This is a genomic window from Arthrobacter sp. NPDC056691 (genome assembly GCF_042791415.1).
Lineage (GTDB): Bacteria > Actinomycetota > Actinomycetes > Actinomycetales > Micrococcaceae > Arthrobacter.
Genome location: NZ_JBHTXX010000053.1, coordinates 4,796 through 27,223, shown reverse-complemented (window position 1 = coordinate 27,223; position 22,428 = coordinate 4,796). Strand labels below are relative to the sequence as shown.

General features: G+C 66.9%; 23 protein-coding genes. 13 read left to right on the top strand and 10 right to left on the bottom strand.

Annotated features, from left to right (window positions below; all coding sequences use genetic code 11):
- The first annotated feature begins 112 nt into the window (after positions 1–112).
- A complete protein-coding gene (thiE, locus tag ACFRAU_RS25420; protein ID WP_378001931.1) occupies positions 113–814 on the top strand; it encodes a thiamine phosphate synthase in 702 nt (233 codons plus the stop codon).
- A gap of 13 nt (positions 815–827) precedes the next feature.
- Here thiE and ACFRAU_RS25415 read toward each other — a convergent pair whose 3' ends face one another.
- Positions 828–1,514: a ferritin-like fold-containing protein gene (locus ACFRAU_RS25415; RefSeq protein ID WP_378001930.1), complete on the bottom strand. Its 687-nt coding sequence runs from the start codon at positions 1,512–1,514 to the stop codon at positions 828–830.
- A 41-nt stretch (positions 1,515–1,555) separates the two neighbouring features.
- Here ACFRAU_RS25415 and ACFRAU_RS25410 point away from each other — a divergent pair, with 41 nt between their 5' ends.
- The 3 genes from ACFRAU_RS25410 to ACFRAU_RS25400 all read left to right on the top strand — a co-directional run bounded on the left by ACFRAU_RS25410 (position 1,556) and on the right by ACFRAU_RS25400 (position 5,944).
- Complete coding sequence (locus ACFRAU_RS25410; RefSeq protein WP_378001929.1) at positions 1,556–3,085, top strand: RNB domain-containing ribonuclease; 1,530 nt, start codon at positions 1,556–1,558, stop codon at positions 3,083–3,085.
- A gap of 301 nt (positions 3,086–3,386) precedes the next feature.
- Entirely contained in the window at positions 3,387–5,066 is a 1,680-nt protein-coding gene (locus tag ACFRAU_RS25405; RefSeq protein ID WP_377997627.1) for a DEAD/DEAH box helicase, read from the top strand.
- A gap of 5 nt (positions 5,067–5,071) precedes the next feature.
- Positions 5,072–5,944 carry a DNA-methyltransferase gene (locus ACFRAU_RS25400; protein WP_378001928.1) on the top strand — a complete coding sequence of 291 codons (873 nt, stop codon included), beginning with the start codon at positions 5,072–5,074 and terminating at the stop codon, positions 5,942–5,944.
- 58 nt (positions 5,945–6,002) lie between these two features.
- On the opposite strand, the gene ACFRAU_RS25395 is transcribed toward ACFRAU_RS25400, so the two are convergent.
- Positions 6,003–6,848, bottom strand: coding sequence for a PHP domain-containing protein (locus ACFRAU_RS25395; RefSeq protein ID WP_378001927.1), 846 nt, complete (start codon positions 6,846–6,848; stop codon positions 6,003–6,005).
- 105 nt (positions 6,849–6,953) lie between these two features.
- Here ACFRAU_RS25395 and ACFRAU_RS25390 point away from each other — a divergent pair, with 105 nt between their 5' ends.
- Complete coding sequence (locus ACFRAU_RS25390) at positions 6,954–8,543, top strand: aminopeptidase P family protein (protein WP_378001926.1); 1,590 nt, start codon at positions 6,954–6,956, stop codon at positions 8,541–8,543.
- A 64-nt stretch (positions 8,544–8,607) separates the two neighbouring features.
- Here the strand turns inward: ACFRAU_RS25390 and ACFRAU_RS25385 are convergent, their stop codons facing one another.
- Entirely contained in the window at positions 8,608–9,531 is a 924-nt protein-coding gene (locus ACFRAU_RS25385; protein ID WP_378001925.1) for a general stress protein, read from the bottom strand.
- 77 nt (positions 9,532–9,608) lie between these two features.
- Between ACFRAU_RS25385 and ACFRAU_RS25380 the strand changes: the two genes are divergently transcribed.
- Genes ACFRAU_RS25380 through ACFRAU_RS25370 form a run of 3 tightly spaced genes read left to right on the top strand, consistent with a single transcriptional unit; the run spans position 9,609 to position 12,733 of the window.
- Positions 9,609–10,892, top strand: a complete 1,284-nt coding sequence (locus tag ACFRAU_RS25380; protein ID WP_377998069.1) for a magnesium transporter MgtE N-terminal domain-containing protein — start codon at positions 9,609–9,611, stop codon at positions 10,890–10,892.
- Positions 10,876–11,595 carry a DUF1003 domain-containing protein gene (locus tag ACFRAU_RS25375; RefSeq protein WP_378001924.1) on the top strand — a complete coding sequence of 240 codons (720 nt, stop codon included), beginning with the start codon at positions 10,876–10,878 and terminating at the stop codon, positions 11,593–11,595. Before ACFRAU_RS25380 ends, ACFRAU_RS25375 begins: the two co-directional genes overlap by 17 nt.
- A 10-nt stretch (positions 11,596–11,605) precedes the next feature.
- Positions 11,606–12,733: an Mrp/NBP35 family ATP-binding protein gene (locus ACFRAU_RS25370; protein ID WP_377998071.1), complete on the top strand. Its 1,128-nt coding sequence runs from the start codon at positions 11,606–11,608 to the stop codon at positions 12,731–12,733.
- 60 nt (positions 12,734–12,793) lie between these two features.
- Here ACFRAU_RS25370 and ACFRAU_RS25365 read toward each other — a convergent pair whose 3' ends face one another.
- The 3 genes from ACFRAU_RS25365 to sigE form a co-directional block, all read right to left on the bottom strand.
- Positions 12,794–13,192, bottom strand: a complete 399-nt coding sequence (locus tag ACFRAU_RS25365; RefSeq protein WP_377998072.1) for a Sec-independent protein translocase TatB — start codon at positions 13,190–13,192, stop codon at positions 12,794–12,796.
- 90 nt (positions 13,193–13,282) lie between these two features.
- Positions 13,283–14,227 carry an anti-sigma factor gene (locus ACFRAU_RS25360; protein WP_378001923.1) on the bottom strand — a complete coding sequence of 315 codons (945 nt, stop codon included), beginning with the start codon at positions 14,225–14,227 and terminating at the stop codon, positions 13,283–13,285.
- A gap of 8 nt (positions 14,228–14,235) precedes the next feature.
- On the bottom strand, positions 14,236–14,853 hold the full coding sequence (sigE, locus tag ACFRAU_RS25355; RefSeq protein ID WP_377998074.1) for an RNA polymerase sigma factor SigE: 618 nt from the start codon (positions 14,851–14,853) through the stop codon (positions 14,236–14,238).
- A gap of 320 nt (positions 14,854–15,173) precedes the next feature.
- On the opposite strand from sigE, the gene ACFRAU_RS25350 reads away from it, so the two are divergent.
- Positions 15,174–15,806, top strand: a complete 633-nt coding sequence (locus tag ACFRAU_RS25350) for an O-methyltransferase (RefSeq protein WP_377998075.1) — start codon at positions 15,174–15,176, stop codon at positions 15,804–15,806.
- 93 nt (positions 15,807–15,899) lie between these two features.
- Here ACFRAU_RS25350 and ACFRAU_RS25345 read toward each other — a convergent pair whose 3' ends face one another.
- The 4 genes from ACFRAU_RS25345 to ACFRAU_RS25330 form a co-directional block, all read right to left on the bottom strand.
- The gene (locus ACFRAU_RS25345; protein WP_003805139.1) at positions 15,900–16,067 is read right to left on the bottom strand and encodes a DUF3117 domain-containing protein; all 168 of its coding nucleotides are present in this window, start codon (positions 16,065–16,067) and stop codon (positions 15,900–15,902) included.
- A gap of 243 nt (positions 16,068–16,310) precedes the next feature.
- Positions 16,311–17,618 (bottom strand): hypothetical protein, encoded by a 1,308-nt coding sequence (locus ACFRAU_RS25340; RefSeq protein ID WP_378001932.1) that lies wholly within the window; start codon positions 17,616–17,618, stop codon positions 16,311–16,313.
- Between the two features lie 26 nt (positions 17,619–17,644).
- On the bottom strand, positions 17,645–18,031 hold the full coding sequence (locus ACFRAU_RS25335; protein ID WP_377998172.1) for a DivIVA domain-containing protein: 387 nt from the start codon (positions 18,029–18,031) through the stop codon (positions 17,645–17,647).
- A 51-nt stretch (positions 18,032–18,082) separates the two neighbouring features.
- Positions 18,083–18,868 carry a TIGR00730 family Rossman fold protein gene (locus tag ACFRAU_RS25330; protein WP_377998171.1) on the bottom strand — a complete coding sequence of 262 codons (786 nt, stop codon included), beginning with the start codon at positions 18,866–18,868 and terminating at the stop codon, positions 18,083–18,085.
- Positions 18,869–18,974: 106 nt separating this feature from the next.
- Between ACFRAU_RS25330 and ACFRAU_RS25325 the strand changes: the two genes are divergently transcribed.
- The 4 genes from ACFRAU_RS25325 to ACFRAU_RS25310 all read left to right on the top strand — a co-directional run bounded on the left by ACFRAU_RS25325 (position 18,975) and on the right by ACFRAU_RS25310 (position 22,287).
- Positions 18,975–19,730, top strand: a complete 756-nt coding sequence (locus ACFRAU_RS25325) for an amino acid ABC transporter ATP-binding protein (protein ID WP_377998170.1) — start codon at positions 18,975–18,977, stop codon at positions 19,728–19,730.
- A gap of 82 nt (positions 19,731–19,812) precedes the next feature.
- The gene (locus tag ACFRAU_RS25320; RefSeq protein WP_377998169.1) at positions 19,813–20,700 is read left to right on the top strand and encodes a glutamate ABC transporter substrate-binding protein; all 888 of its coding nucleotides are present in this window, start codon (positions 19,813–19,815) and stop codon (positions 20,698–20,700) included.
- Positions 20,701–20,800: 100 nt separating this feature from the next.
- Complete coding sequence (locus tag ACFRAU_RS25315; protein ID WP_377998168.1) at positions 20,801–21,451, top strand: amino acid ABC transporter permease; 651 nt, start codon at positions 20,801–20,803, stop codon at positions 21,449–21,451.
- On the top strand, positions 21,448–22,287 hold the full coding sequence (locus tag ACFRAU_RS25310; protein ID WP_377998167.1) for an amino acid ABC transporter permease: 840 nt from the start codon (positions 21,448–21,450) through the stop codon (positions 22,285–22,287). Before ACFRAU_RS25315 ends, ACFRAU_RS25310 begins: the two co-directional genes overlap by 4 nt.
- Positions 22,288–22,428: the final 141 nt, after the last annotated feature.

Below are 22,428 nucleotides of genomic sequence, written 5' to 3'. Positions count from 1 at the left end.
GATCGGACAGCTCGAGTCCCTGGGCTACCAAGTCATTCTCGAACCCTTGCAACAAGCCGGCTAAGAAACCACAACCGTTAATTTTCATGTCAGAGGAACTAAGGTGGTTGCCATGACCCAGCACTCTGCCCACACCGCCGCCCGCCTGTACCTCTGCACCGACGCCCGCAAGGACCGCGGCGACTTTGCGGACTTCGTGGACGCGGCGTTTGCCGGCGGCGTGGACATCATCCAGTTGCGGGACAAGAGCATCGAAGCGGCCGAGGAACTTGAGCTGCTGGAAATCGTCCATGCCGCCGCCCGCAAACACGGACGGCTCTGGGCCGTGAACGACCGTGCCGATATCGCGTCCATCGCCGGCGCTCCGGTGTTCCACATCGGCCAGAAGGACCTGCCGTTGCGCGCCGCCCGGAAGCTGCTGCACGACGCCACCGTGATCGGGCTGTCCACGCACAGCACGGATCAGGTGGACGCCGCCGTCGCCGCCGCCCACGGGCGCAGCGGCCTGGACTATTTCTGCGTGGGTCCGCTGTGGGCCACGCCCACCAAGCCCGGGCGCGCCGCCGTCGGGCTCGATCTGCTGCGCTACGCAGCGGAGGCTGTCCGCACCGCGAACGAGGAACGGGTCGGCGGCCTGCTGCTGCCCTGGTTCGCGATCGGCGGGATCGACCGCACGAATGTGGAGCAGGTCCTGGCGGCCGGAGCCAGCCGGATCGTCGTCGTGCGCGCCATCACCGAGGCGGCAGACCCCACGGCCGCTGCGGAAGAACTGCTCGACGCCTTGGACGCAACGGCGCCGGCAGCCGTTTCCTAGGCGGAGAAACCGCTTAGCCGCTGAGTCCCAGCTGGACCATCCGCCGGGAATGGTGTTCCGCGACGTCGGCAGTGATGCCCCGCACCAGCTCCCGTGCGGTGGCGTCCGTGGCGCCGGGTTCCGCCTCGACAAACAGCGCGCTCAGAAAGGCATTTTCGTGGCCCACGCGCTGGGCCTGCGTGATCGCTTCGCCCAGGAGCCGGCGGCCCCACAGCGCAAGCCTGGACGCGAGGCGGGGGTCGTCCGCCAGCGCTCCCCTGAGCCGCTCCCGGAGCACGGCCGTGGCCTCTTCCGACGACTGGATCTGCTGGATGATATCCCGCGTTCCGGCATCCACGAACCGGGCCACCGCCCGGTAGAAATCGGCGGACACGGTGTCCACCACGTACGCCTTCATCAGGGACTCGTACCAGTCCGCCGGGCGGGTTCGTTCGTGGAAATGGTCCACGGCCAACTGGAACGGCAACATCGCGTCCTCGACGTCGACGCCCATCTCCGCCAGCTTGGCGCTCACCAGCTCGTAGTGCTGGAATTCGATGACGGCGATCCTGCCGAGCACGGCCCGGTCGTGCAGCGTGGGCGAGTAACGGGCGTCGGAGGACAGCCGTTCGAACGCGGACAGTTCGCCGTACGCCATCACGCCGAACAGGTCTGCGACAAAGCGGTCGTAGCGAGCGGTGCCAGCCGAGGATGTGCCCATAATCCAAGACTAACGGCGCAATTCGGGCTAACCTGATTTTCGTGTCACATCATCGGCTCTCGCCCAGCGTCCACGAGCAGACCAACGCGCTCGCGGATGCCCTGAGCGCGCTGCGGACGGAACTGGAGCTTCCGGGGGAATTCCCCGAGAACGTGCTCAAGGAAGCCGAAGCCGCCGTGGCCAGCCGGGACTTCCCGGCCCTGGACCTGACCGGTGTGGAGTTCCTGACCATCGATCCGCCGTCGTCCACCGACCTTGACCAGGCGCTGTTCATCGAGCGCCGCGGCGAGGGCTACCGGATCCTTTATGCCATCGCCGACGTTCCGTCCTTCGTGCATCCGGGCGGCGCCCTCGATGCCGAGACCCGCCGCCGCGGGCAGACCTTCTACGCCCCCGACGGCCGGATTCCGCTGCATCCGGAGGTCATCAGCGAAAACGCCGGCAGCCTGCTGGCGGGGCAGCTGTGCTCCGCCTTCGTCTGGGAATTTGAACTCGACGCCGCCGCCGAAGTGGTGTCCGTGGTGGTGCGCCGGGCCTCCGTGCGCAGCCGGGCCAAGCTCAACTACAAGGGCGTCCAGGCGGACCTGGATGCCGGCACGGCCCCTCCCATGCTGCAGCTACTGCGCGAGGTGGGGCGCAAGCGCGTGGACCTGGAGCGGGCCCGCGGCGGGGCCAGCCTGAACATGCCGGAGCAGGAGATCGTCCAGCTTCCCGACGGCGGCTACCGGATCGTGGCGGTCCCCCAGCTTCCGGTGGAGGACTGGAACGCCCAGATTTCGCTGATGACCGGGATGGCCGCCGCCTCGCTGATGCTCAACGGCAAGGTGGGCATCCTGCGCACCATGCCGGCCCCGGATGAACGCTCGCTCAGCCATTTCAAGCGCCAGACCGCCGCGCTGGGCAAACCGTGGGACGGGGAGGAAACCTACGGCGAGTACCTGCGCACCCTCGACCCCACCGACCACCGGCAACTGGCCATCCTCCATTCGGCCGGCATGCTCTTCCGCGGAGCCGCGTACACGCATTTCGACGGAACCGTTCCGGAGGACGCCGTCCAGTCAGCCATCGGCACGGCGTATGCGCACACCACCGCGCCGCTGCGCCGCCTCGTTGACCGGTTTGTTTTGGTCATCTGTGAGGCGCTGAGCAACAACCGGCCGGTGCCGGCCTGGGCCCGCCAGGCGCTTCCCTCGCTGCCGGAAATCATGGCGTACTCGGACCAGCTGGCAGCGCGGATGGAACGCCTTGCCCTGGACACAGTGGAAGCCGCGCTGCTGATCAACCACATCGGACAGGAATTCGATGCCGTGGTGATCTCCGGGTCAAAGCCGGCCAAAAACGGGAACGGCAACGGCAACGGCGCAGGAAACGGCCACGGGAACGGCAACAACGGCAAGGGGCTGAACGGCAAGGGGACCAACGGATCAGGCCCGTCCGGGGTGGTCCAGATCGCCGAACCGGCCGTGACAGCCAGGTGTGAGGGCGAAATGGAGCCCGGCACCAGGGTCCGGGTCCGGCTCATCTCCTCGGACATCATCACCCGGGAAATCCACCTCGAGCTCGTCGACTGATCCCCGCCGGGCCCCCGCCACGGCCCCTGCGGCGGCCTGAGTCAAGGAAAACACGGGTTTGCCAGTAGACTGGGTGGGTAGTAATGGATGCCCGGTCGTTGATTTCCTTGATTTGAATTCAACAAGCCCGCCCCTACGCGATCTTGAGTCACACCCGCCGGTCCCCAGTGCCGGCAATTAGATAGCCCGCGATCGGCTTCCACTGGAATTGCTTGCGCGCCTGAGCGTGCTCCGGAACGGCCCCGCGCCCGCCCCGTTGAGCAGGCGGCGCCAATGCCTAAATGAATAAGGAAACTCCCCTGTGAGTGAATTGCATACCCACCAGCTACTCTCCGACGACACCGGCACCGAGACCATCGAGCCGGAAGAGACCATCATCTCGGACGAGAAGCCGCACGAAATAGCCGAAAAGTCGTTCGCCGACTTCGACGTCCGCGCCGACATCGTCGAGTCCCTGGCGGACGCCGGCATCACACACCCCTTCCCCATCCAGGCCATGACGCTCCCTGTCGCATTGTCCGGCCACGACATCATCGGCCAGGCGAAGACCGGTACGGGCAAGACCCTCGGCTTCGGCATCCCCGCCCTGCAGCGCGTGGTTGGCCGGGATGACGCCGGCTTCGACAAGCTGCCAGCACCCGGCGCCCCGCAGGCCATGGTGATCGTTCCCACCCGCGAACTTGCCGTCCAGGTGGCCAACGACCTGCAGGCCGCTTCCCGCAAGCGCAACGCCCGGATCGCCACCATCTACGGCGGCCGCGCCTACGAGCCGCAGATTGATGCCCTGCAAAAGGGTGTGGAAGTCGTCGTCGGCACACCCGGCCGCCTGATCGACCTCTACAAGCAGCGGCACCTGGTGCTGAAGAACGTCAAGATAGTGGTCCTCGATGAGGCCGACGAAATGCTGGACCTCGGCTTCCTGCCCGACGTCGAGACCCTGATTGCCGGTACTCCCCCGGTCCGCCAGACCCTGCTGTTCTCCGCCACCATGCCCGGCCCGGTCATCGCGATGGCCCGCCGGTACATGACGCAGCCCACCCACATCCGTGCCGCCGATCCGGACGACGAAGGCCTGACCAAGCGCGACATCCGGCAGCTCATCTACCGCGCCCACAGCATGGACAAGACCGAAGTGGTCGCCAGGATTCTGCAGGCGCGCGGACGCGGCCGCACCATCATCTTCACCAAGACCAAGCGGACCGCCGCGAAGGTGGCCGAGGAACTGGTGGACCGCGGCTTTGCCGCCGCAGCCATCCACGGTGACCTCGGACAGGGCGCCCGCGAGCAGGCGCTGCGGGCCTTCCGCAACAACAAGGTCGATGTCCTGGTGGCCACCGACGTCGCCGCCCGCGGCATCGACGTTGACGACGTTACGCACGTCATCAACTACCAGTGCGTCGAGGACGAGAAGATCTACCTGCACCGCGTTGGCCGCACCGGCCGCGCCGGCAACAAGGGCACGGCCGTGACGTTCGTGGACTGGGACGACATGCCGCGCTGGGGCCTCATCAACAAGGCGCTCGGCCTGAGCGTTCCCGAGCCCGTCGAAACATACTCCTCCTCGCCGCACCTCTATGAGGAACTGGACATCCCGGAAGGCACCAAGGGCCGGCTGCCGCGCAGCAAGCGCACCCTCGCCGGCGTCGACGCCGAGGTCCTGGAGGACCTGGGCGAGACCGGCAAGAAGAACACCCGCTCCGGTGGCCGCGATTCCGGCCGCTCCGGCAGCAGGGAAGGCAGCCGCCGCGCCGGTGACGCGGGCAAGCGTTCAGGCGAGCGCCGCCGTCGTTCTTCAGACAGCCGCGCTTCAGAGTCCGGTGCGGAGACCGGAACAGCTGCCGCCGCCACCGCGACCGTTGAGGGTGAGCAGCCGGCACGCCCGCGCCGCAACCGCACCCGCACGCGGCGCCGCAACGGTGAAGTGGTCTCCGGCAGCGAATCTGCCGCAACCGGCTCACAGCCCGGCACCGAGGCCCCATAACCTCAATGACTGAAACTGTCTGGGCGCCGGACGGCAGCAACCTGGTGGTGCACGCGGATAACGCGGACTTCCTCCCCACGCTGCCGGACGGCGCCTTCACACTGATCTATGTGGACCCGCCCTTCAACACGGGCCGGGCCCAGCAGCGCCAGGAAACAAAGATGGTGCTGAACACCGACGGCGACGGCGACCGGGTGGGCTTCAAGGGCCGTTCCTACGACACGATCAAGGGCGCCCTGCACCGCTACGATGACGCCTTCAGCGACTACTGGTCCTTCCTCGAGCCGCGCATGGTGGAGGCGTGGCGGCTTCTCGCCGACGACGGCACCCTGTACCTGCACCTGGACTACCGCGAGGTGCACTACGCCAAGGTCATGCTGGACGCCATCTTTGGCCGGGAATGCTTCCTCAACGAGATCATCTGGGCCTACGACTACGGTGCGAGGGCCAAAAACCGCTGGCCCACCAAACACGACAACATCCTCGTCTACGTCAAAAACCCGGCGAAATACCACTTCAACAGCGCCGAGGTGGACCGGGAGCCCTACATGGCGCCGGGGCTCGTGACTCCGGCCAAGCGTGAGTTGGGCAAGCTGCCCACGGACGTCTGGTGGCACACCATCGTCTCCCCCACGGGCAAGGAAAAGACCGGCTACCCCACGCAGAAACCCGAGGGCCTGGTGCGCCGCGTGGTGGCCGCGTCCAGCCGCCCGGGTGACTGGTGCCTCGATTTCTTCGCCGGGTCCGGCACGCTCGGCGCCGTCGCGGCCAAGCTGGGGCGCAGGTTCGTCTGCGTGGACCAGAACCAGCCGGCCATCGACGTCATGGCCAAGCGCCTCGGGGCGCACGCCGAGATCGCGTCCTACCCGCCCAACTAGGTAGCACCTCAGGGCGTTCCCAGCGCTGGGAACGCCCTGAGGTGCTACCCAGCTGGGTTTACCGCACGACGGGGGTCCCCGTGCCCAGCTCCTCGATCCGCGCGAACACGTCCGGCGCGGTCAGGTTCTCGCCCAGCCGGTTGGGCTTGCCCAGGCCGTGGTAGTCCGAGGAACCGGTCACCAGGAGCCCGTGCTGGGCGGCCAGCTTCCGCAGGAATTCCCGGCCCTCCTCCGGATTGTCCCGGTGGTTGACCTCAAGCCCGGCCAGGCCGGCGTCGATCATGTTGTGGTACGTGCCTTCGCCCACGATGCGCCCCCGCGCGGAGGCGACGGGGTGGGCAAACACGGGAACGCCGCCGGCTGCGCGGACCAGTTCGACGGCGAAGGCCGGCTCCGGCGCGTAGTGCTGCACGAAGTAGCGCGAGTGGGAGGTCAGGATCGAGGTGAAGGCCTCGGAACGGTCCGCCACCACCCCCGCCGCCACCAGGGCGTCGGCGATGTGCGGCCGTCCCAGCGTAGCCCCCGGTGCCACATGATGGATCACGTCATCCCAGCTCAGGGGGTAATCCTCGGCCAGCAGCGTGACCATGCGTTCGGCGCGCGTCAGGCGGGCTTCCCTGGCCTTCGTGATCTCTTCAAGCAGGCCCGGGTGCGTGGGGTCGTGCAGGTAGCTCAGAAGGTGGACGCTGATCCCGCGCTCCGTCCGGCAGGAAATCTCCATGCCGGGCACCAGTGCCACGCCGTTGTCAATGGCCGCCCGGGACGCTTCCTCCCAGCCGTCCGTGGAGTCATGGTCCGTCAGCGCAATGACGTTCAGCCCTGCCGCCGCCGCGGCCGCCATGACCTCGGCCGGTGTTTCCGTGCCGTCGGAAATATTCGAGTGGGCATGCAGATCTATCCTCACCAGCCCAGCCTAGTAGATGGCGCGCCCCTGTGGCCGGGACGGGCATGATTATGCATCCCGCGCCACTGTTGGCCTAAGCCGCTCGGCTGGTGAGACGATGGGACGGTGAACTCTGCAGACAACACCCACAACGGTGAAAACACAGCTTCCCAGCCCCTGGAAGAGCGCGTCAACAACCGCTCCCAGCGGCCCAGTTCCCCGGCTTTCAAGGCCTTCATGGCCAGCAACTGGGCGCCCGCGCCGCAGGTGACCCCTGAACGGGACACCGTGGCCGGCCACGCCGCGAGGAGGCGGCGGGCCATCTCCGAGCAGTTCAAGGGCGAACGCCTGGTGCTTCCGGCCGGGCCGCTGAAGGTCCGGTCCAACGACTGCGACTACCGTTTCCGGCCGCACTCCGGCTTCGCCCACCTGACCGGCCTCGGGCTGGACCATGAGCCCGACGCCGTGCTCATCTTTGAGCCTGTTGGGGAGGGAAAGGGCGACGACGGCGGCAACCACCGCGCCACGCTCTACTTCCGGCCGCTGGCCGGACGGGACACCGAACAGTTCTACGCCGACGCGCGGTCGGGTGAATTCTGGATCGGGGCACGGCCCACGCTGGCCGAGTTTGAGGCCCGGCTCGGAATCCCCACGGCCCACATCGATGAACTCGAGGTGGCCGTCACCAAGAACGTCGGCGCACCCGAAATCGGCGGCGTCTCCATCCGTCTGGTGCGCAAGGTGGACGAAAACATCGACGCCCTCGTGGACACCGCCCGCTACAACACCGCCAAGGACCCGGACAACCTGGACCTGGGCGTGCTGGACGCCCTCGACGAGAAGCTCTCCGAAGCGCTCTCCGAGCTCCGCCTGACCAAGGACGAGTGGGAAATCGAGCAGATGCAGATCGCGGTGGCCGCCACCGTGGAGGGCTTCACCGAAGTGGTCAAGGCCCTGCCCCGCGCGCTGACGCACTTCCGCGGCGAACGCGTGGTGGAAGGCGCCTTCTTTGCCCGTGCCCGGGAGGAAGGCAACGAGCTCGGCTATGACACCATCGCCGCCTCCGGCAACAATGCCACCGTGCTCCACTGGACCCGCAACACCGGCAAGGTCAACGCCGGTGAGCTCCTGTTGCTGGACGCCGGGGTAGAGGCCGATTCGCTCTACACCGCGGACATCTCACGCACGCTTCCGGCCAACGGCCGGTTCTCGGACGTGCAGCGCAAGATCTACGAAGCCGTCCTGGATGCGGCCGATGCCGGCTTCGCGGCCGCCCGGATTGGCGTGAAGTTCCGCGACATCCACACCGCCGCGACCACTGTCCTCGCGGAGCGCCTCGCGGAATGGGGCCTGCTCCCCGTCCCGGTCGAGGAGGCCCTCGGCGAGGACGGCCAGCAGCACCGGCGCTGGATGCCGCACGGCACCAGCCACCACCTCGGCCTCGACGTCCACGACTGCGCCCAGGCCAGGCGGGAACTCTACCTGGACGGCGTGCTGCGCGAGGGAATGGTCTTCACCATCGAACCTGGCCTGTACTTCAAGCAGGAGGACCTCGCCATTCCCGAGGAGTACCGCGGCATCGGCGTGCGCATCGAGGACGACATCCTGATGACCGCCGAGGGGCCCGTGAACCTCAGCGCGGCGCTGCCCCGCACCGCGGACGACGTCGAGGCCTGGATGGCCGGCATCTACCAGGAAATCGACGCCAAGGGCTAAGCGGACCGACACAGAAAGGGACGGCCACCGGATGATCCGGTGGCCGTCCCTTCTGCTTTGCCTGCTACTGCTGCTGGCCGTCCCGGCCCTTCTCGGCCTGGTTCGGATCAACGCGTACGCCGTACTGCGGCCGGCCGTCCGGCAGGTCCGGGTAGCGGACGGACGACGCCTGGTGCTGGTCCGCTGCCGGCGCGCCCTCTGTGCCCTGGCCCTGCTGGCGTGCGCCATACTGCTGGTTAGGGTCCTGCGGCTGTCCGCCCTGCCCGTGCTGGGCCGTACCGTAGTGCCCGTTGTCGTCCTGGCCGCGCTGGCCGTAGGGGTCGTTCCAGCCCGCGGGCCGCTGCGGCGCCTGGCCCTGGGACGGGCCCTGCGGCGGTCCCTGGTGCCGGCCCGGCTGCTGGTAGGGCTGGTTCTGGTAATCGTGCTGGTTCTGGTAATCGTGCTGGGTGTGCGACGCCGGGCCCCCACCCGGGGTGGCGTCGGAAGGCGTCATCGGCAACTGCTGGAGCAGCCGGCGCGCCTCGTGGGCCGCCTCGAAGGCCACGACGACGTCGTAATTGGTGGCAACCACCTGGCTGGTGGACGTGAAGTCGCGCTTGCCGCGCTGCATGGCATAGGTGACGATCCCGAACAGCATGAAGAACGCCGCACCCATCAGCACCGAGCTGATGATGGAAAACGTCCCGCCGGCGGGCGTGAAGAAGGACAGCATGACCCCGACGAACAGGCCGAACCACATGCCGCTCAGCGCACCGGAGAGCGCCACCCGCGGGTAGCTGAGGCGCCCCGTCACCCGCTCCACCATCTTGAGGTCGTTCCCCACGATGGACACCAGGTGCACCGGGAACTGCTGGTCGGCGAGGTAGTCCACGGCCTTCTGGGCGTCCAGGTAGGAGGTATACGAGCCGACGGTGTCCCCCGTGGGGACCGTCTTCGATTCGTCCGAGCCGTTGGGTCCAGCCTTGGGAGCACCAAAAATATTCGCCATGTCTTCATTCTTGCCTATAAGGATGGGTGCGAGCTGAAAATTCAGCTAAAAGAGAGCAGACTCGGTAGCCTGTAGAGGTGAGCACGAATCCTACCCGCGTCTTTGTCGCGCGCCTCTTGGGACTGGACGTCTTCGACCCTCTGGGTGACCGTCTGGGACGATTGCGTGACGTCGTCGTGCTCTCCCGCGGGACCCGGGGCGCCCCGCACGTGGTGGGCATCGTCGTCGAAGTTCCCGGCAAGAAGCGCGTCTTCGTCCCGATGACGCGCATCACCTCGATCGACCAGACGCAGGTCATCTGCACCGGCCTGGTGAACCTCCGGCGCTTCGAACAGCGCGGTGCCGAGACCCTGGTGGTCGCCGAAATGTTCGACCGCCGGGTCACCCTCACGGACGGCAGCGGCGACGCCACCATCGAGGACATCGCCATGGACCAGCACCGCTCGGGCGACTGGTTCGTGAGCAAGCTGTTCGTCCGGCGCGGGCATTCCCTGGCGCCCCTGAGCAGGCTGCGCCGCAACGAGACCATGATCATTGACTGGGCCGACGCGCATCAGGGTGCTAAGACGGAACCCCAGGCGGCCACCCAGTTCGTGGCCAACCACGAGGACCTCAAGCCCGCGGACTTCGCCGAGGCACTGCAGGAGATGAGCGACAAACGCCGCTTCGAGGTGGCCAGCGAGCTGCAGGACGAGCGGCTCGCGGACGTCCTCCAGGAGCTGCCCGAGGACGACCAGGTGGAAATCCTCTCCGCCCTCGACGTCCAGCGCGCCGCCGACGTCCTGGAGGAGATGGACCCTGACGATGCCGCCGACCTCCTCGGCGAGCTCCCGACCGCCCAGGCCGAGGAACTCCTTCAGCTGATGGAGCCCGAAGGCGCCGAGGACGTCCGCCGCCTCCTCGAATACGACGAGGACACAGCCGGCGGCCTCATGACCCCCGTTCCGGTCATCCTGCCGCCGGAAGCCACGGTGGCCGAGGCCCTCGCCCACGTCCGGCGCGAGGAACTCTCCCCCGCCCTCGCGTCGTCAATTTTCATCGCCCGTCCGCCGCTGGAAACCCCCACCGGCCGCTTCCTCGGCGTGGTGCACATCCAGCAGCTGCTCCGCTTCCCGCCGTTCGAGTCGCTGGGCAACCTTGTGGACAAGAACCTTGAGCCGCTCTCGGACCTGGCCCACATCAGCGAAGTGGCCCGGACGCTCGCCACGTACAACCTGAACTCGCTGCCGGTGGTCAACCAGGCCGGCCGGCTGGTGGGCGCGGTGACGGTGGACGACGTCTTGGACCATCTGCTGCCTGATGACTGGCGGGCGAACGACGGCGAGGCCCCGGTCAGGAAGCTTGGTGGCCGCATTGGCTGAGAACACGGCAAAGGGAACCCGTCCCGGCGGAAAGCCGGCAGCCCAGGGAAGCCTGGACACGCCGCTGAGCGGCCGCCAGCGCATCCTCCCCAAGTTCTCGCCAAACCCCGATGCCTTCGGCCACGCAACGGAGGGCTTCGCCCGCTTCATGGGCACGCCGCAGTTCTTGGTCTACATGACGGTGTTCTGTGTATTCTGGCTGGCCTGGAATACCTTCGCCCCCACGGAATGGCAGTTCGACAAGGTCGAACTCGGGTTTACGCTCCTGACACTGATGCTGTCCCTGCAGGCCTCCTACGCCGCGCCGCTGCTGCTGCTCGCGCAGAACCGCCAGGACGACCGCGACCGGGTCTCCCTGCAGCAGGACCGCCAGCGGGCCGAGCGCAACCTCTCGGACACCGAATACCTGACCCGGGAACTGGCCTCGCTCCGGATCGCGCTACGTGAAGTGGCCACCCGCGACTACGTCCGGGCGGAACTGCGCAGCCTGCTCGAGGACCTCCTGGAAGCCCAGGAGGAGCTCCGCACGCACGAGCCTTCCGGACCTGGAATCCATGAATCGCCGCGCGAACTGGTCCGGGAAAAACTGAAGGAGAAGCGGGAAAAACAACGCAACCCCCGCACGCAGCAGATTCCCAAGGTCAAGTCTGAAAAAACGCGGCACGGCCGGGCAGCCCACCGACCCACCACTCCCGAAAGCTGAGCACCACGGCATGAGCACCACCCTCGTTCAGGCAGTCAACGCTGCCCTGGCAACCGTCATCGACCCGGAACTCCGGCGCCCCATCACCGAACTGGGCATGGTGGACTCCGTGGAGATCTCCGACGACGGGACCGTCCGCCTGGCGGTGCTGCTCACCATTGCCGGCTGCCCACTGCGCGGCACCATCACCAGGGACTCCGAGGCGGCACTGCTGGACGTTCCCGGCGTGACCGCCGTCGAAGTGGACCTGAAGGTCATGACCCAGGCCCAGCGCGATGCGCTGAAGGAGCAGCTGCGCGGCCCCGGCGGCGAACGGGGCATCCCGTTCAACCAGCCGGGGTCCCTCACCAAGGTCTTCGCGGTGGCCAGCGGCAAGGGGGGCGTGGGAAAGTCCTCTGTGACGGTCAACCTCGCCTGCTCCCTCGCGGCACAGGGACTGCGCGTGGGCATCGTGGACGCGGACGTGTACGGCTTCTCGGTGCCGGCCCTGATGGGGATCACCCAGGCCCCCACCCGGGTGGACGACATGATCCTGCCGCCGGTGGCCTACGGCGTAAAGGTCATTTCCATCGGCATGTTCGTCACCGGCAACCAGCCCGTGGCCTGGCGCGGGCCGATGCTGCACCGGGCACTGGAACAGTTCCTCACCGACGTCTACTTCGGCGACCTGGATGCCCTGTTCCTGGATCTCCCGCCGGGCACCGGCGACATCGCCATCTCGGTGGCGCAGCTGCTGCCCAAGGCCGAGATCCTGGTGGTCACCACTCCCCAGGCCGCCGCGGCCGACGTCGCGGAGCGCGCGGGCGCCATTGCCACCCAGACCGGGCAGACGGTGGCCGGGGTCATCGAGAACATGTCCTTCCTGGAGATGCCCGACGGCGGCCGGATGGACCTGTTCGGCACCGGCGGCGGGGAGGTGCTCGCCGAGCGGCTCAGCGCATCGACCGGCACGGACGTGCCGCTGCTGGGCCAGATTCCGCTGGATATTCTGCTGCGGGAAGGCGGCGACTCAGGCACGCCCATCGTCCTGGGCGGCCCGGACACGGCTGCCGCGGCGGCACTGTCCGGCATCGCCGGGAAACTCGCGGCCAGGCCGCGGGGACTGGCCGGGATGAAGCTGGACGTCCAGCCCCGCTGATTGACCACGCCCGCTGGCTGATCCTGTCGAAGCCCGCTGGCAGAGCCCCCCGAAACCGGGCTAGGTGGCTTCCGAATCGAACGGCGCCGCTTCGCCGTATGGCAGCTGCTCGATGATGCGCGCCGGCCGCTCCTCCGCGGAGGAAGCGGCGGCCGACGCCGCAGCGGCCACTGCCGCGGGACCGCCGGCACTGACCGGTTTGGTGTCGTCCTCCAGGAGCGCTTCCTTGATGATGCGCCGGGGATCATACTGGCGGGGATCGTATTTCTTCCAGTCGACATCATCGATGTCGATGCCGACCTCTTCCTTGATCTGATCCCGCGCGCCGGAGGCCATCCGGCGCACTTCACGGACCAGGTTTGCCAGTTTCTGGGTGTATTCGGGCAGCCTTTGGGGGCCGATCACCAGAATGCCGATGAGCAGCAGAAGGATAAACTCCGGGCCGTTGATTCCAAACACTTTAGGAAGATTACCCTCTCCGGGGAGGCAGTGACGATTTCGACCCGGCCAGCGTCCGGTGAGGGCATGCTGCGGGGCCGGGGAGGCTCCTCAAAGCCCCAACTGGCGGGCTATTTTACGCAGGCCGCGTTCGACCCGGTCGACGGCAGTTTCCTGCGCTGGTCCTTGAACTCCGGCGCTGCCACTGGCCGCGGCCGTCCCGGCGGCAAGACCTGGGCTGGCCGCACCTCCGGCCCCCGCGAGCATCGCCACGGCGTCGTCGGCCGAGGCGGCGGGCAGGTCCGACACGTAGGTGAAGGTGCTCCGCGACGTCTGGTAGATCGCACTCCACGGCGATCCCGCCTTGACCCAGACCTGGCCGTCCGCCGTCGTTCCCGGCAGCTCAGCGGCGACATACCCGTCGCTTCCCGCCGGGTGGCCGGTCAGCGGGTTGACCGGCCAGGGCGCTGCCGGCGATCCCTGGTGCTGTTCCAGAATCCGTGCCGTGTGCTGCCCGTCGGTAAGCCGCAGCTCCACCGTGGCCTGGCCCGCCAGTACCGTTGTGCTGGCGGAAACAAGATGGAAGCCCATGGCCCGCAGTTCAGGGCACGTCCAGCCGGAGGACCGCAGCGCGGCGAGCCGGCTGTCCGTTCCCGGGGAATGCCCGGACTGGCCATACAGGGAGGCGGTACCCGCGGCGTACTGCCTGGGTTCACCAGCAACCGTGTAGGCTCCGGCGGCCACGGCCCCGGCCGCCACCACGGCTACCCCTCCGGCCAGCCCCGCCAGCCTCATCCGGCTGGGCCGGTAAACAGGGGCCGGCGCCATGGCCAACTGCTGGGTGCGGAGCAGGAGCCGCGCTGTCAGTTCGTCACTGGCGGCCGGGACTGCGGCCGTACGGAGCCGCTCAATGTACTGCCGCTGCCGGTGCAGCGCGCCGGCGCATTCGGCGCACGCCCGGATGTGTTCCGTCGTCTGCGGGTGCCGTGCACCGGCAAGCGGCGGAAACCCTGCGTTCTTCCTGAGCCCCTCCAGCAAGCGATGTAGCTGACGCATGTCGCCGATCAGAGAACGCCGGCGATGCGGGGCATCTTCAGCCGCGGCTTGCGCGCCTGAAGCGGTCGCGGATCGCGGTGGGCAAGCTTTTCGCGGAGCATGGTCCGGCCGCGGTGAATGCGTGAACGGACCGTGCCCAGCTTCACGCCCAGGGCCTCGGCGACTTCGTCGTACGACAGCCCCTCAAGGTCGCACAGGACGACGGCGGCACGGAAGTCCGGCGGCAGCTCCTCGAGGGCGGCCTGGACGTCGAGGTCCAGGTTGTTGAGTTCGAAGCTTTGCTCGGGGCCGGGTTCCCGGCCGGGCAGCCGGGATTCGGCGTCCTCGGCCAGCGCGTCAAAGCGGATGCGGCTCTTGCGCCGCGCCTGGTCCAGGAAGAGGTTGGTGGTGATCCGGTGCAGCCAGCCGTCCAGGGTTCCCGGCTTGAAGTTCTCCAAGGAACGGAAGACCCGGACGAACACCTCCTGGGTGAGGTCCTCGGCGTCGTACTTGTTGCCGGTAAGCCGGTAGGCGAGCCGGTACACCTTGGCGGAGTGGTTGGTGACCACTTCCTCCCACGTGGGCATGGCCCACTCGGCGGCTTGCTCTTCAGTTGCAGGGACAGGTGCCGCAACGGATGCTGACATCGTCCACTCCCCTCGTGGATGTAATAACGCCTGACGTGCTTTACATCATTGGTTCGGCGCCGGTCACCACTTGGATGAGCGGATTATTATCATGTCAAAGTTGGCTGGGAATTTCCTGACTGCAGTGCCCTTCTTTGCTCAAGGCGCAACTTTTTACCCGGATTTTCCTGCCTGGTTTCCGCGGGTTGTCGTCACGATTCACCGCACAGCGTGGGAGTATCCGCCATCACAGGCGTTGCTGCTGTCACTTGCCTGTCGGGCGCCGTCCAACCAAGTACGCTGTAAGAACATGCCCCCTTGCCGCCCAGAAAGCGAAATCCATGAGCGCCGATAAGTCCACGAGCTGGTCCTATGCAGAAGATCTGCCTGCCGAGGATGAGGTCCTGCTGCGCGCCCGGGAGCGTTCGTTCGAGCTTGGCGTGACACCCATCGGCCGTGGCGTTGGTGCCGTACTGACTGTACTGGCCGCTGCATCCAAGGCGCAGACCGCCGTCGAGATCGGCACCGGCGCCGGAGTCTCGGGCGTCTGCCTGCTCCGCGGCCTGGGCCCGCAGGCCGTGCTCACCACCATCGACGTGGACGTGGAGCACCTGAAGGCGGCGCGGGAGGCGTTCCAGGAAGCCGGCAGTCCGGCCAACCGCACGCGCACCATCTCCGGCCGTGCCGGCGACGTCCTGCCGCGGCTCACCGATGCCGCCTATGACCTCGTCTTCATCGACGGCGACAAGCCCAACTTTCCCCGCTACGTGGAGCAGGCCGTGCGCCTGCTCAAGACCGGCGGCCTGCTGATCGTCAATGACGCCCTGGACAAGGACCGGGTGTCCAACCCTGCGGTCCGCGACGCAACCACCGTTGTGCTCCGCCAGGTGGGCAAGGCCGTGCGCGACGACGACCGGCTGGCTTCTGCCATGCTTCCCACCGGTGACGGGCTGCTGGTAGCGGTCAAGAAATAGGCTGGCCGGACAGAGGCAAGCCGGCCCGGCCGGGCCAGGAATACGAAAAAGGCAGGGCCCGCAGCCTTCCGGCTGCGGGCCCTGCCTTTACTCTTATTCGGTGACGCCGACGAGGCAGTCCTTGAGGTTGGCCGCCTCTGTGGCATTAAGTTCAACCACGAGCCGGCCCCCGCCTTCGAGCGGCACACGCATGATCAGGCTGCGGCCCTCCTTGGTTACTTCCATAGGGCCGTCGCCGGTGCGTGGTTTCATAGCCGCCATGAGGAATATCCCCTCCAGTAGTCCCAGGACCGAGCCCGGCCGGGCTGAGTCCGCGTGGTCAAAACAAAGCCGCTCTGGCGGTCCTTTCGGCAGCCGCCATGGCTGAACAATCCGAATGCTTTTTGTCCTTGCTTAGTACCTATTATCCTGTAATTACCCGTCTGTAGCTAATCGATGGACAATTCGTTCACGTGCGGATTCCTGCGCCCTGCCGCAGGCTGATCCGGGGAAACCCCGCGCCTGTCACGGCGGATAGTCCCCTCCGCCCGGCAGCTGGGCCCACGCCCACAGCCAGACCACCCAGACAATCTGCAGCAGGACGAACATCGTGACCACGGCGCCGCGGTAGGCGCGCGACCGGGAAACGAGTGCGGCGGCCAGCGCAAGCGGAAACAACGGCAGCAGCATGCGGAACGTGCTGGTCTGCGGGTGCAGGAACACCACGAGGTACCCCAGGTAGCAGACGCACCACAGCCGGAGCTCGGTTCCGAGCCGGCGCACCGGCGGGGAGGCCATGAAGAGCCCGAAGGCCGCCACGAAAACGAACGGTGCCACGAGCCCCAGGACGGGCCCGAACAGCAGGACGCCGGTGTCGAACCAGGGTTTGAAGGGCACGAGGTCGTCTCCGCGCCACACGGTTTCGGTCTTGGTGTACGCGGCGATGTCGCCGGTGGCAGCCCAGGCGACCGCGGGCCAGGCGAGGGCGCCTGCACCGCTGACGGCGGTGAGACCGGCGAGGGACCACAGTTCGTTCCGGCTGTGGACCCTGCGCCCCCTGGCGGCCAGTCCGCGGTTCCGCGCCTCGAGCCACGCCTCACCGGCGCGGTACAGGAAGAGGATCCCGATGGTCGCAGCAAACGGCACTCCCGTGGGCCGGGAAAGGCACATGGCCAGAACCACTGGAATGGCCCACAGGTAGTGCCGCCGGACCACCAGCAGCAGCGATGCGGCAAGCAGCAGGAGGTTCAGGGATTCCGCGTACGGCACCTGGAGCACCGGCGAGACGGGGAAGGTGGAGAAGAATGCGGTGCCCCACACGGCCGGCCCGTGGGCTGCCTTGGTGCGGAACAGCAGGTACACCACTACCGAGGCCGCCAGTCCGGCGAGCATGGCAATGAATATGAGGGCGGCAGCGGGGCTCATGCCCGTGGCAGCGGAGAGCATCCGCCCCAGCGTTGGAAACAGCGGATAGAAGGCCCAGGTGTTCTCCTGCACGTTGCCGGCCGCATCCACCGGCAGTTCGGACGGGTACCCGCCGGTCATGACGGACTCGTACCACCGCGCGTCCCAGATATTGATGAAGTTCCAATAGTCGGGCTTGGCCGGGAACCAGGGGTTGAATCCCTGATGCAGGGCGGCCGACATGAAGATGCAGGCACTGACCAGCCGGGCGGCCACGTAGACCGCCGCCACCTGGGCCCACCACGGCCAGCGCGCCAGGCGGCCGCCGAGCCGTGCCGCGGCAGTCCGGAACGCCCCGTCCAGCCGTGTCCCGCGATTCGACGGCGGGGGTTCGACTGTTGATGCCGGCGCCGGCCCTGGCGGCGGCATCGGGCCCGGCTGCGGCAGTGGCGAGCTCACGTCCGGTCCTCGGCAGCCGGTTGTTCGGCGGCGGCCAACTGTCCGGCAGAGGCGCGCAGCTGCTCGCGGAGGCTCTCTATTTCGGCGTTCCTGGCAGCCAGCTGGTCCCGCAGGTCGTCCAGCACCTGATCCACCTGGTCCATCCGGTAACCCCGAAGCCCCAGCGCAAACCGGACGTGGTCGACGTCGGCCGGCGTGGCGTCGTCGGGAAGCAGCACCGGAGGCAGGGACGCCACGGGTTCATCGAACCCGTCATTGAAACCGACTCTGGCGAGGGGCGCGCGGGCGCGTTTCCTCCGCAGGATGCCCGGCCCGAGGTCGGTCCCGATGAGGGCGGTGACTCCGATCAGGACGATGGCGAGGAAAACGAGGAAGAAACTCACACCACCAATCGTGCCAGACGCAGCCGCGGCTGCCGCCTACCCGGGCAGCTTCTACTCGGGCCGCTGGTCGCCGTTGGTGGAGGGAGCCCGGACGTGGCCGTGGAGGACCAGATTCACGGCTTCCTCCGGGGTGTCCACTACCTGGATGAGGTCCAGGTCCTTTTCCGAGACCATTCCCTCTGCCACCAGGGTTCCCCTGATCCAGTCGATCATCGGACCCCAGAACGACGCACCCAGCAGGACGATCGGGAACGAGGTCACCTTCTGCGTCTGGACGAGGACCATGGCTTCGAAGAGCTCATCCAGGGTGCCGAGGCCGCCGGGAAGAACGATGAAGCCCTGGGCGTACTTCACAAACATGGTCTTCCGCGCGAAGAAGTAGCGGAAGTTGATGCCGAGGTCCACCCACTGGTTCAGGCCCTGTTCGAACGGCAGTTCGATGCCGAGGCCAACGGAGACGCCATTGCCCTCCACCGCTCCCCTGTTGGCCGCTTCCATCGAGCCGGGGCCGCCGCCGGTGATGACGGCCACGCCGGCTTCAGCCAGCTTGCGGCCCACTTCGACGCCCATGTCGTAGAACACGCTGCCGGGCTTGGTGCGTGCTGAGCCGAACACGCTGACCGCCTGGCCCAGGTCCGAGAGCGCACCGAAGCCTTCCACGAACTCGCTCTGGATCCGCATCACGCGCCAGGGATCGGTGTGGATGAAGTGGCCGGGGCCCTTGGTGTCGAGCAACCGCTGGTCCGACATCTCCACCGCAGCCTGCTTGCGGCGCAGCTCTAGGGGCCCTTTCCGGCGGGGCTGTACTGATTTTGACGGATCTGCGTTGATGCTCATCCCCCAAGGCTAACCTGCTGACCTGCAGGTATCTCTTGAATTACGATCAACGGGAAGTTGGAGTGATTGCGGTCATAACCGGGCAATATTCGCTAGATTCATTCTTATGACTACTCAACTGCCAGGCGACGCACTCGTCTCCCTGAATGCCGTTAACAAGCATTACGGTCAGCTGCACGTTCTCAAGGACATCAATCTCCAGGTCCGCAAGGGCGAGGTGGTTGTGGTCATCGGCCCCTCGGGTTCGGGCAAGTCCACCCTGTGCCGGGCCATCAACCGGCTGGAAACCATCGACGACGGCGACATCGCCATTGACGGCAAGCGGCTGCCCGAGGAGGGCAAGGAGCTCGCCCGGCTGCGCGCCGACGTCGGCATGGTGTTCCAGTCGTTCAACCTGTTCGCGCACAAGACCATCCTGGAAAACGTGACGCTTGGGCCCATCAAGGTCAAGGGCGTCGCCAAGGCGGAGGCGGACAAGGATGCCATGGCACTGCTTGAGCGCGTGGGTGTGGGCCACCAGGCGCCCAAGCTGCCGGCGCAGCTCTCCGGCGGCCAGCAGCAGCGTGTGGCCATCGCACGCGCCCTCGCCATGAAGCCCAAGGTCATGCTGTTCGACGAGCCCACTTCGGCGCTCGATCCGGAGATGATCAACGAGGTCCTGGATGTCATGATCCAGCTGGCCAAGGAGGGCATGACCATGATCGTGGTCACGCACGAGATGGGCTTCGCCCGCAAGGCCGCCGACCGCGTGGTGTTCATGGCGGACGGACAAATCGTTGAGGACGCCACTCCCGAGGAATTCTTCACCAATCCCCAGAGCAGCCGCGCCAAGGACTTCCTGTCCAAGCTGCTCACGCACTGACAACCGGCAGACCCCGCCGGCTTCCAGATCACCGAGTTCGCACCCAGGCCGTCATGGGCGGCCGCCCAATGAAAGGAATGTCATGAAGGCATTTTTGACCCGAAGGAAATCCCTTCTGGCAGCAGCATCCGCAGCCATTGCTCTGACACTGAGCGCTTGCGGCGGCGGCGGCACCGGGACCGGCTCCAACCCCGCGCCGGTCGAGAAGCCCAGCTTCGCTGCGGGTACCACCATGGAAAAGCTCGCCTCCGCGGGCAAGATCACCATCGGAACCAAGTTTGACCAGCCGCTGTTCGGGCAGAAGGGCCTGGACGGCAAGCCGGTCGGTTTCGACGTCGAAATCGGCAAGCTGCTGGCCGCCAAGCTGGGCATCCCCGCGGACAAGATTGAATGGGTTGAAACCGTCTCCGCCAACCGCGAGCAGTTCATCAAGCAGGGCAAGGTGGACCTGATCGTGGCCACCTACACCATCAACGACAAGCGCAAGACCGAAGTCGACTTCGCCGGCCCGTACTACGAAGCCGGCCAGGCGCTCATGGTGAACAAGGACAACACCTCCATCACCAAGCCCGAGGACGTCAAGGGCAAGAACGTCTGCTCCGTGACGGGCTCCACCCCGGCCTCCACCATCGTGGAGAAGTACGGCGCGGTCCTGGTTCCGGCAGCCACCTACTCGGCCTGCCTCGAACCGCTGCGCAACAAGCAGGTTGAGGCCGTGACCACCGACAACGTCATCCTGGCAGGCTTCGTCAACAAGGAGCCGGACGCGTTCAAGCTGGCATCCGAGGAGACCTTCACCAAGGAGCCCTACGGCATCGGCCTGAAGAAGGGCGACACCGAGTTCCGCAACTGGGTCAACGACCAGCTGGAGGGCTTCGCCAAGGACGGCTCCTACAAGAAGGCGTGGGAGGCCACCGCAGGCGCGGTCATCAAGACGGCACCGGAACTTCCGGCCATCGACCGCTACTAGGACGATCGTGGCGGTTACCGGCGGGTGTGCATGCCACAGCCTGCCGGTAGCCGCCGCTTCCGTTTTCCGCACATTCCCCTGAACGCAGCTGAAGGATCCTATGGACGTCATCATTGAAAGCCTCCCCCAATACTGGGACGGCTTTCTCAGAACCCTGTTCCTGGCCGCCGTTTCCGGCATCATCGCCCTGGTGGTGGGCACCCTGCTGGCCGCCGCCCGGGTCTCCCCTGTGGCTGCCCTCCGCGGTTTCAGCATGGCCTACGTGGAGGTGGTGCGTAACACCCCGCTCACTATCGCGTTCTTTTTCGCGGCCGTGGTCCTGCCCCGGCTGGGCGTGACCTTCCAGCAGTTTGAAGTCGCGGCCATCATTGCCCTGAGCGCCTACACCGCCGCGTTCATTGCCGAGGCGGTGCGCTCGGGCGTCAACAGTGTTCCGGTCGGCCAGGCGGAGGCCGCCCGCAGCATCGGCATGAAGTTCGGCCAGGTGCTCTCGCTCATCATCCTGCCGCAGGCCCTGCGTACCGTGATTCCGCCCCTGATCAACATCCTCATCGCGCTGGTCAAGAATTCCTCGGTGGCCGGCGCCTTCTTCGTGCTGGAGCTGTTTGGCTACGGCAAGCAGCTCGCCAACGATCATGGCGACGCCGTCATGTGGGTGCTGGTGGGCGTTGCCATCTTCTATCTCCTGATCACCGTGCCGCTGGGCATCCTTGCCCACCAGGTCGAACGAAAGGTGGCGATCGCCCGATGAGTTCGGTTCTCTACGACGTTCCGGGGCCCAAGGCCCGCCGCATCTCACTGATCGGCTCCGTGATCGGCGTCGTGCTGATCGCCGCCCTGCTGGCCTGGGCCGTGATGACGCTGGCGCAGCAAGGAATCTTCCAGGCGCAGCGCTGGGCGATCTTCGGCCAGGCTGACGTCTGGACACTCCTCGCCAACGGCATCGGCGCGACGCTGAGCGCAGCCGCGATCGCTGCTGTCATCGCCTTTCCGCTGGGACTCCTGCTGTGCCTGATGCGCATTTCGGACGTCGCCTGGATCAGGGTTCCCACCAGAATCGTGCTCGAGTTCCTGCGCGGCATGCCCGTGGTCCTGATGATGCTGTTCGTGCTGCTGGTCTTTGCCACCAGCTCGTTCATCGCCGTGGTGGCCGGCCTGGTGCTCTACAACGCCGCGATCTTCGCGGAGATCATCCGGGCAGGCATCCAGTCCCTCCCCCGCGGCCAACGCGAGGCAGGTCTGGCGATCGGCCTGACCAGCTTCCAGTCCCGGCTGAGCATCGAACTGCCGCAGGCTGTCCGCCGCATGCTGCCGTCCCTCGTGGCGCAGCTCGTGGTCCTCTTGAAGGACACGTCGCTGGGGTACATCGTGGCCTACGGCGAACTGCTTCGCGCGGTGCAGGTGATGGCGGACTTCCTGGGCCCGCAGTTCCTGTTCCCGGTGTTCTTCGTGGCCGCGGCCATCTACATCGCCATCAACCTGGCAGTGTCCCGGCTGGCCATCTGGATTGAGCGGCGCGGGTCCAAGAAGGCGGCCGGCGGGGTGGCCAAGGCCCCCACCGCCGGTGTCTCCACCGCGGTGAAGTAGGAAGCTGCCCGCCACGGGCACAGCCACAAAACAGAAGGGGCGGCCCCCCCCCGCGGGGGGCCCAACCCGGGTTGGGACGTGTGAGGGTGTGAGGACCCCCCCCGCCGCCGTGGCCCCCCGGCAAAGCGGAGGGGGTAGGCC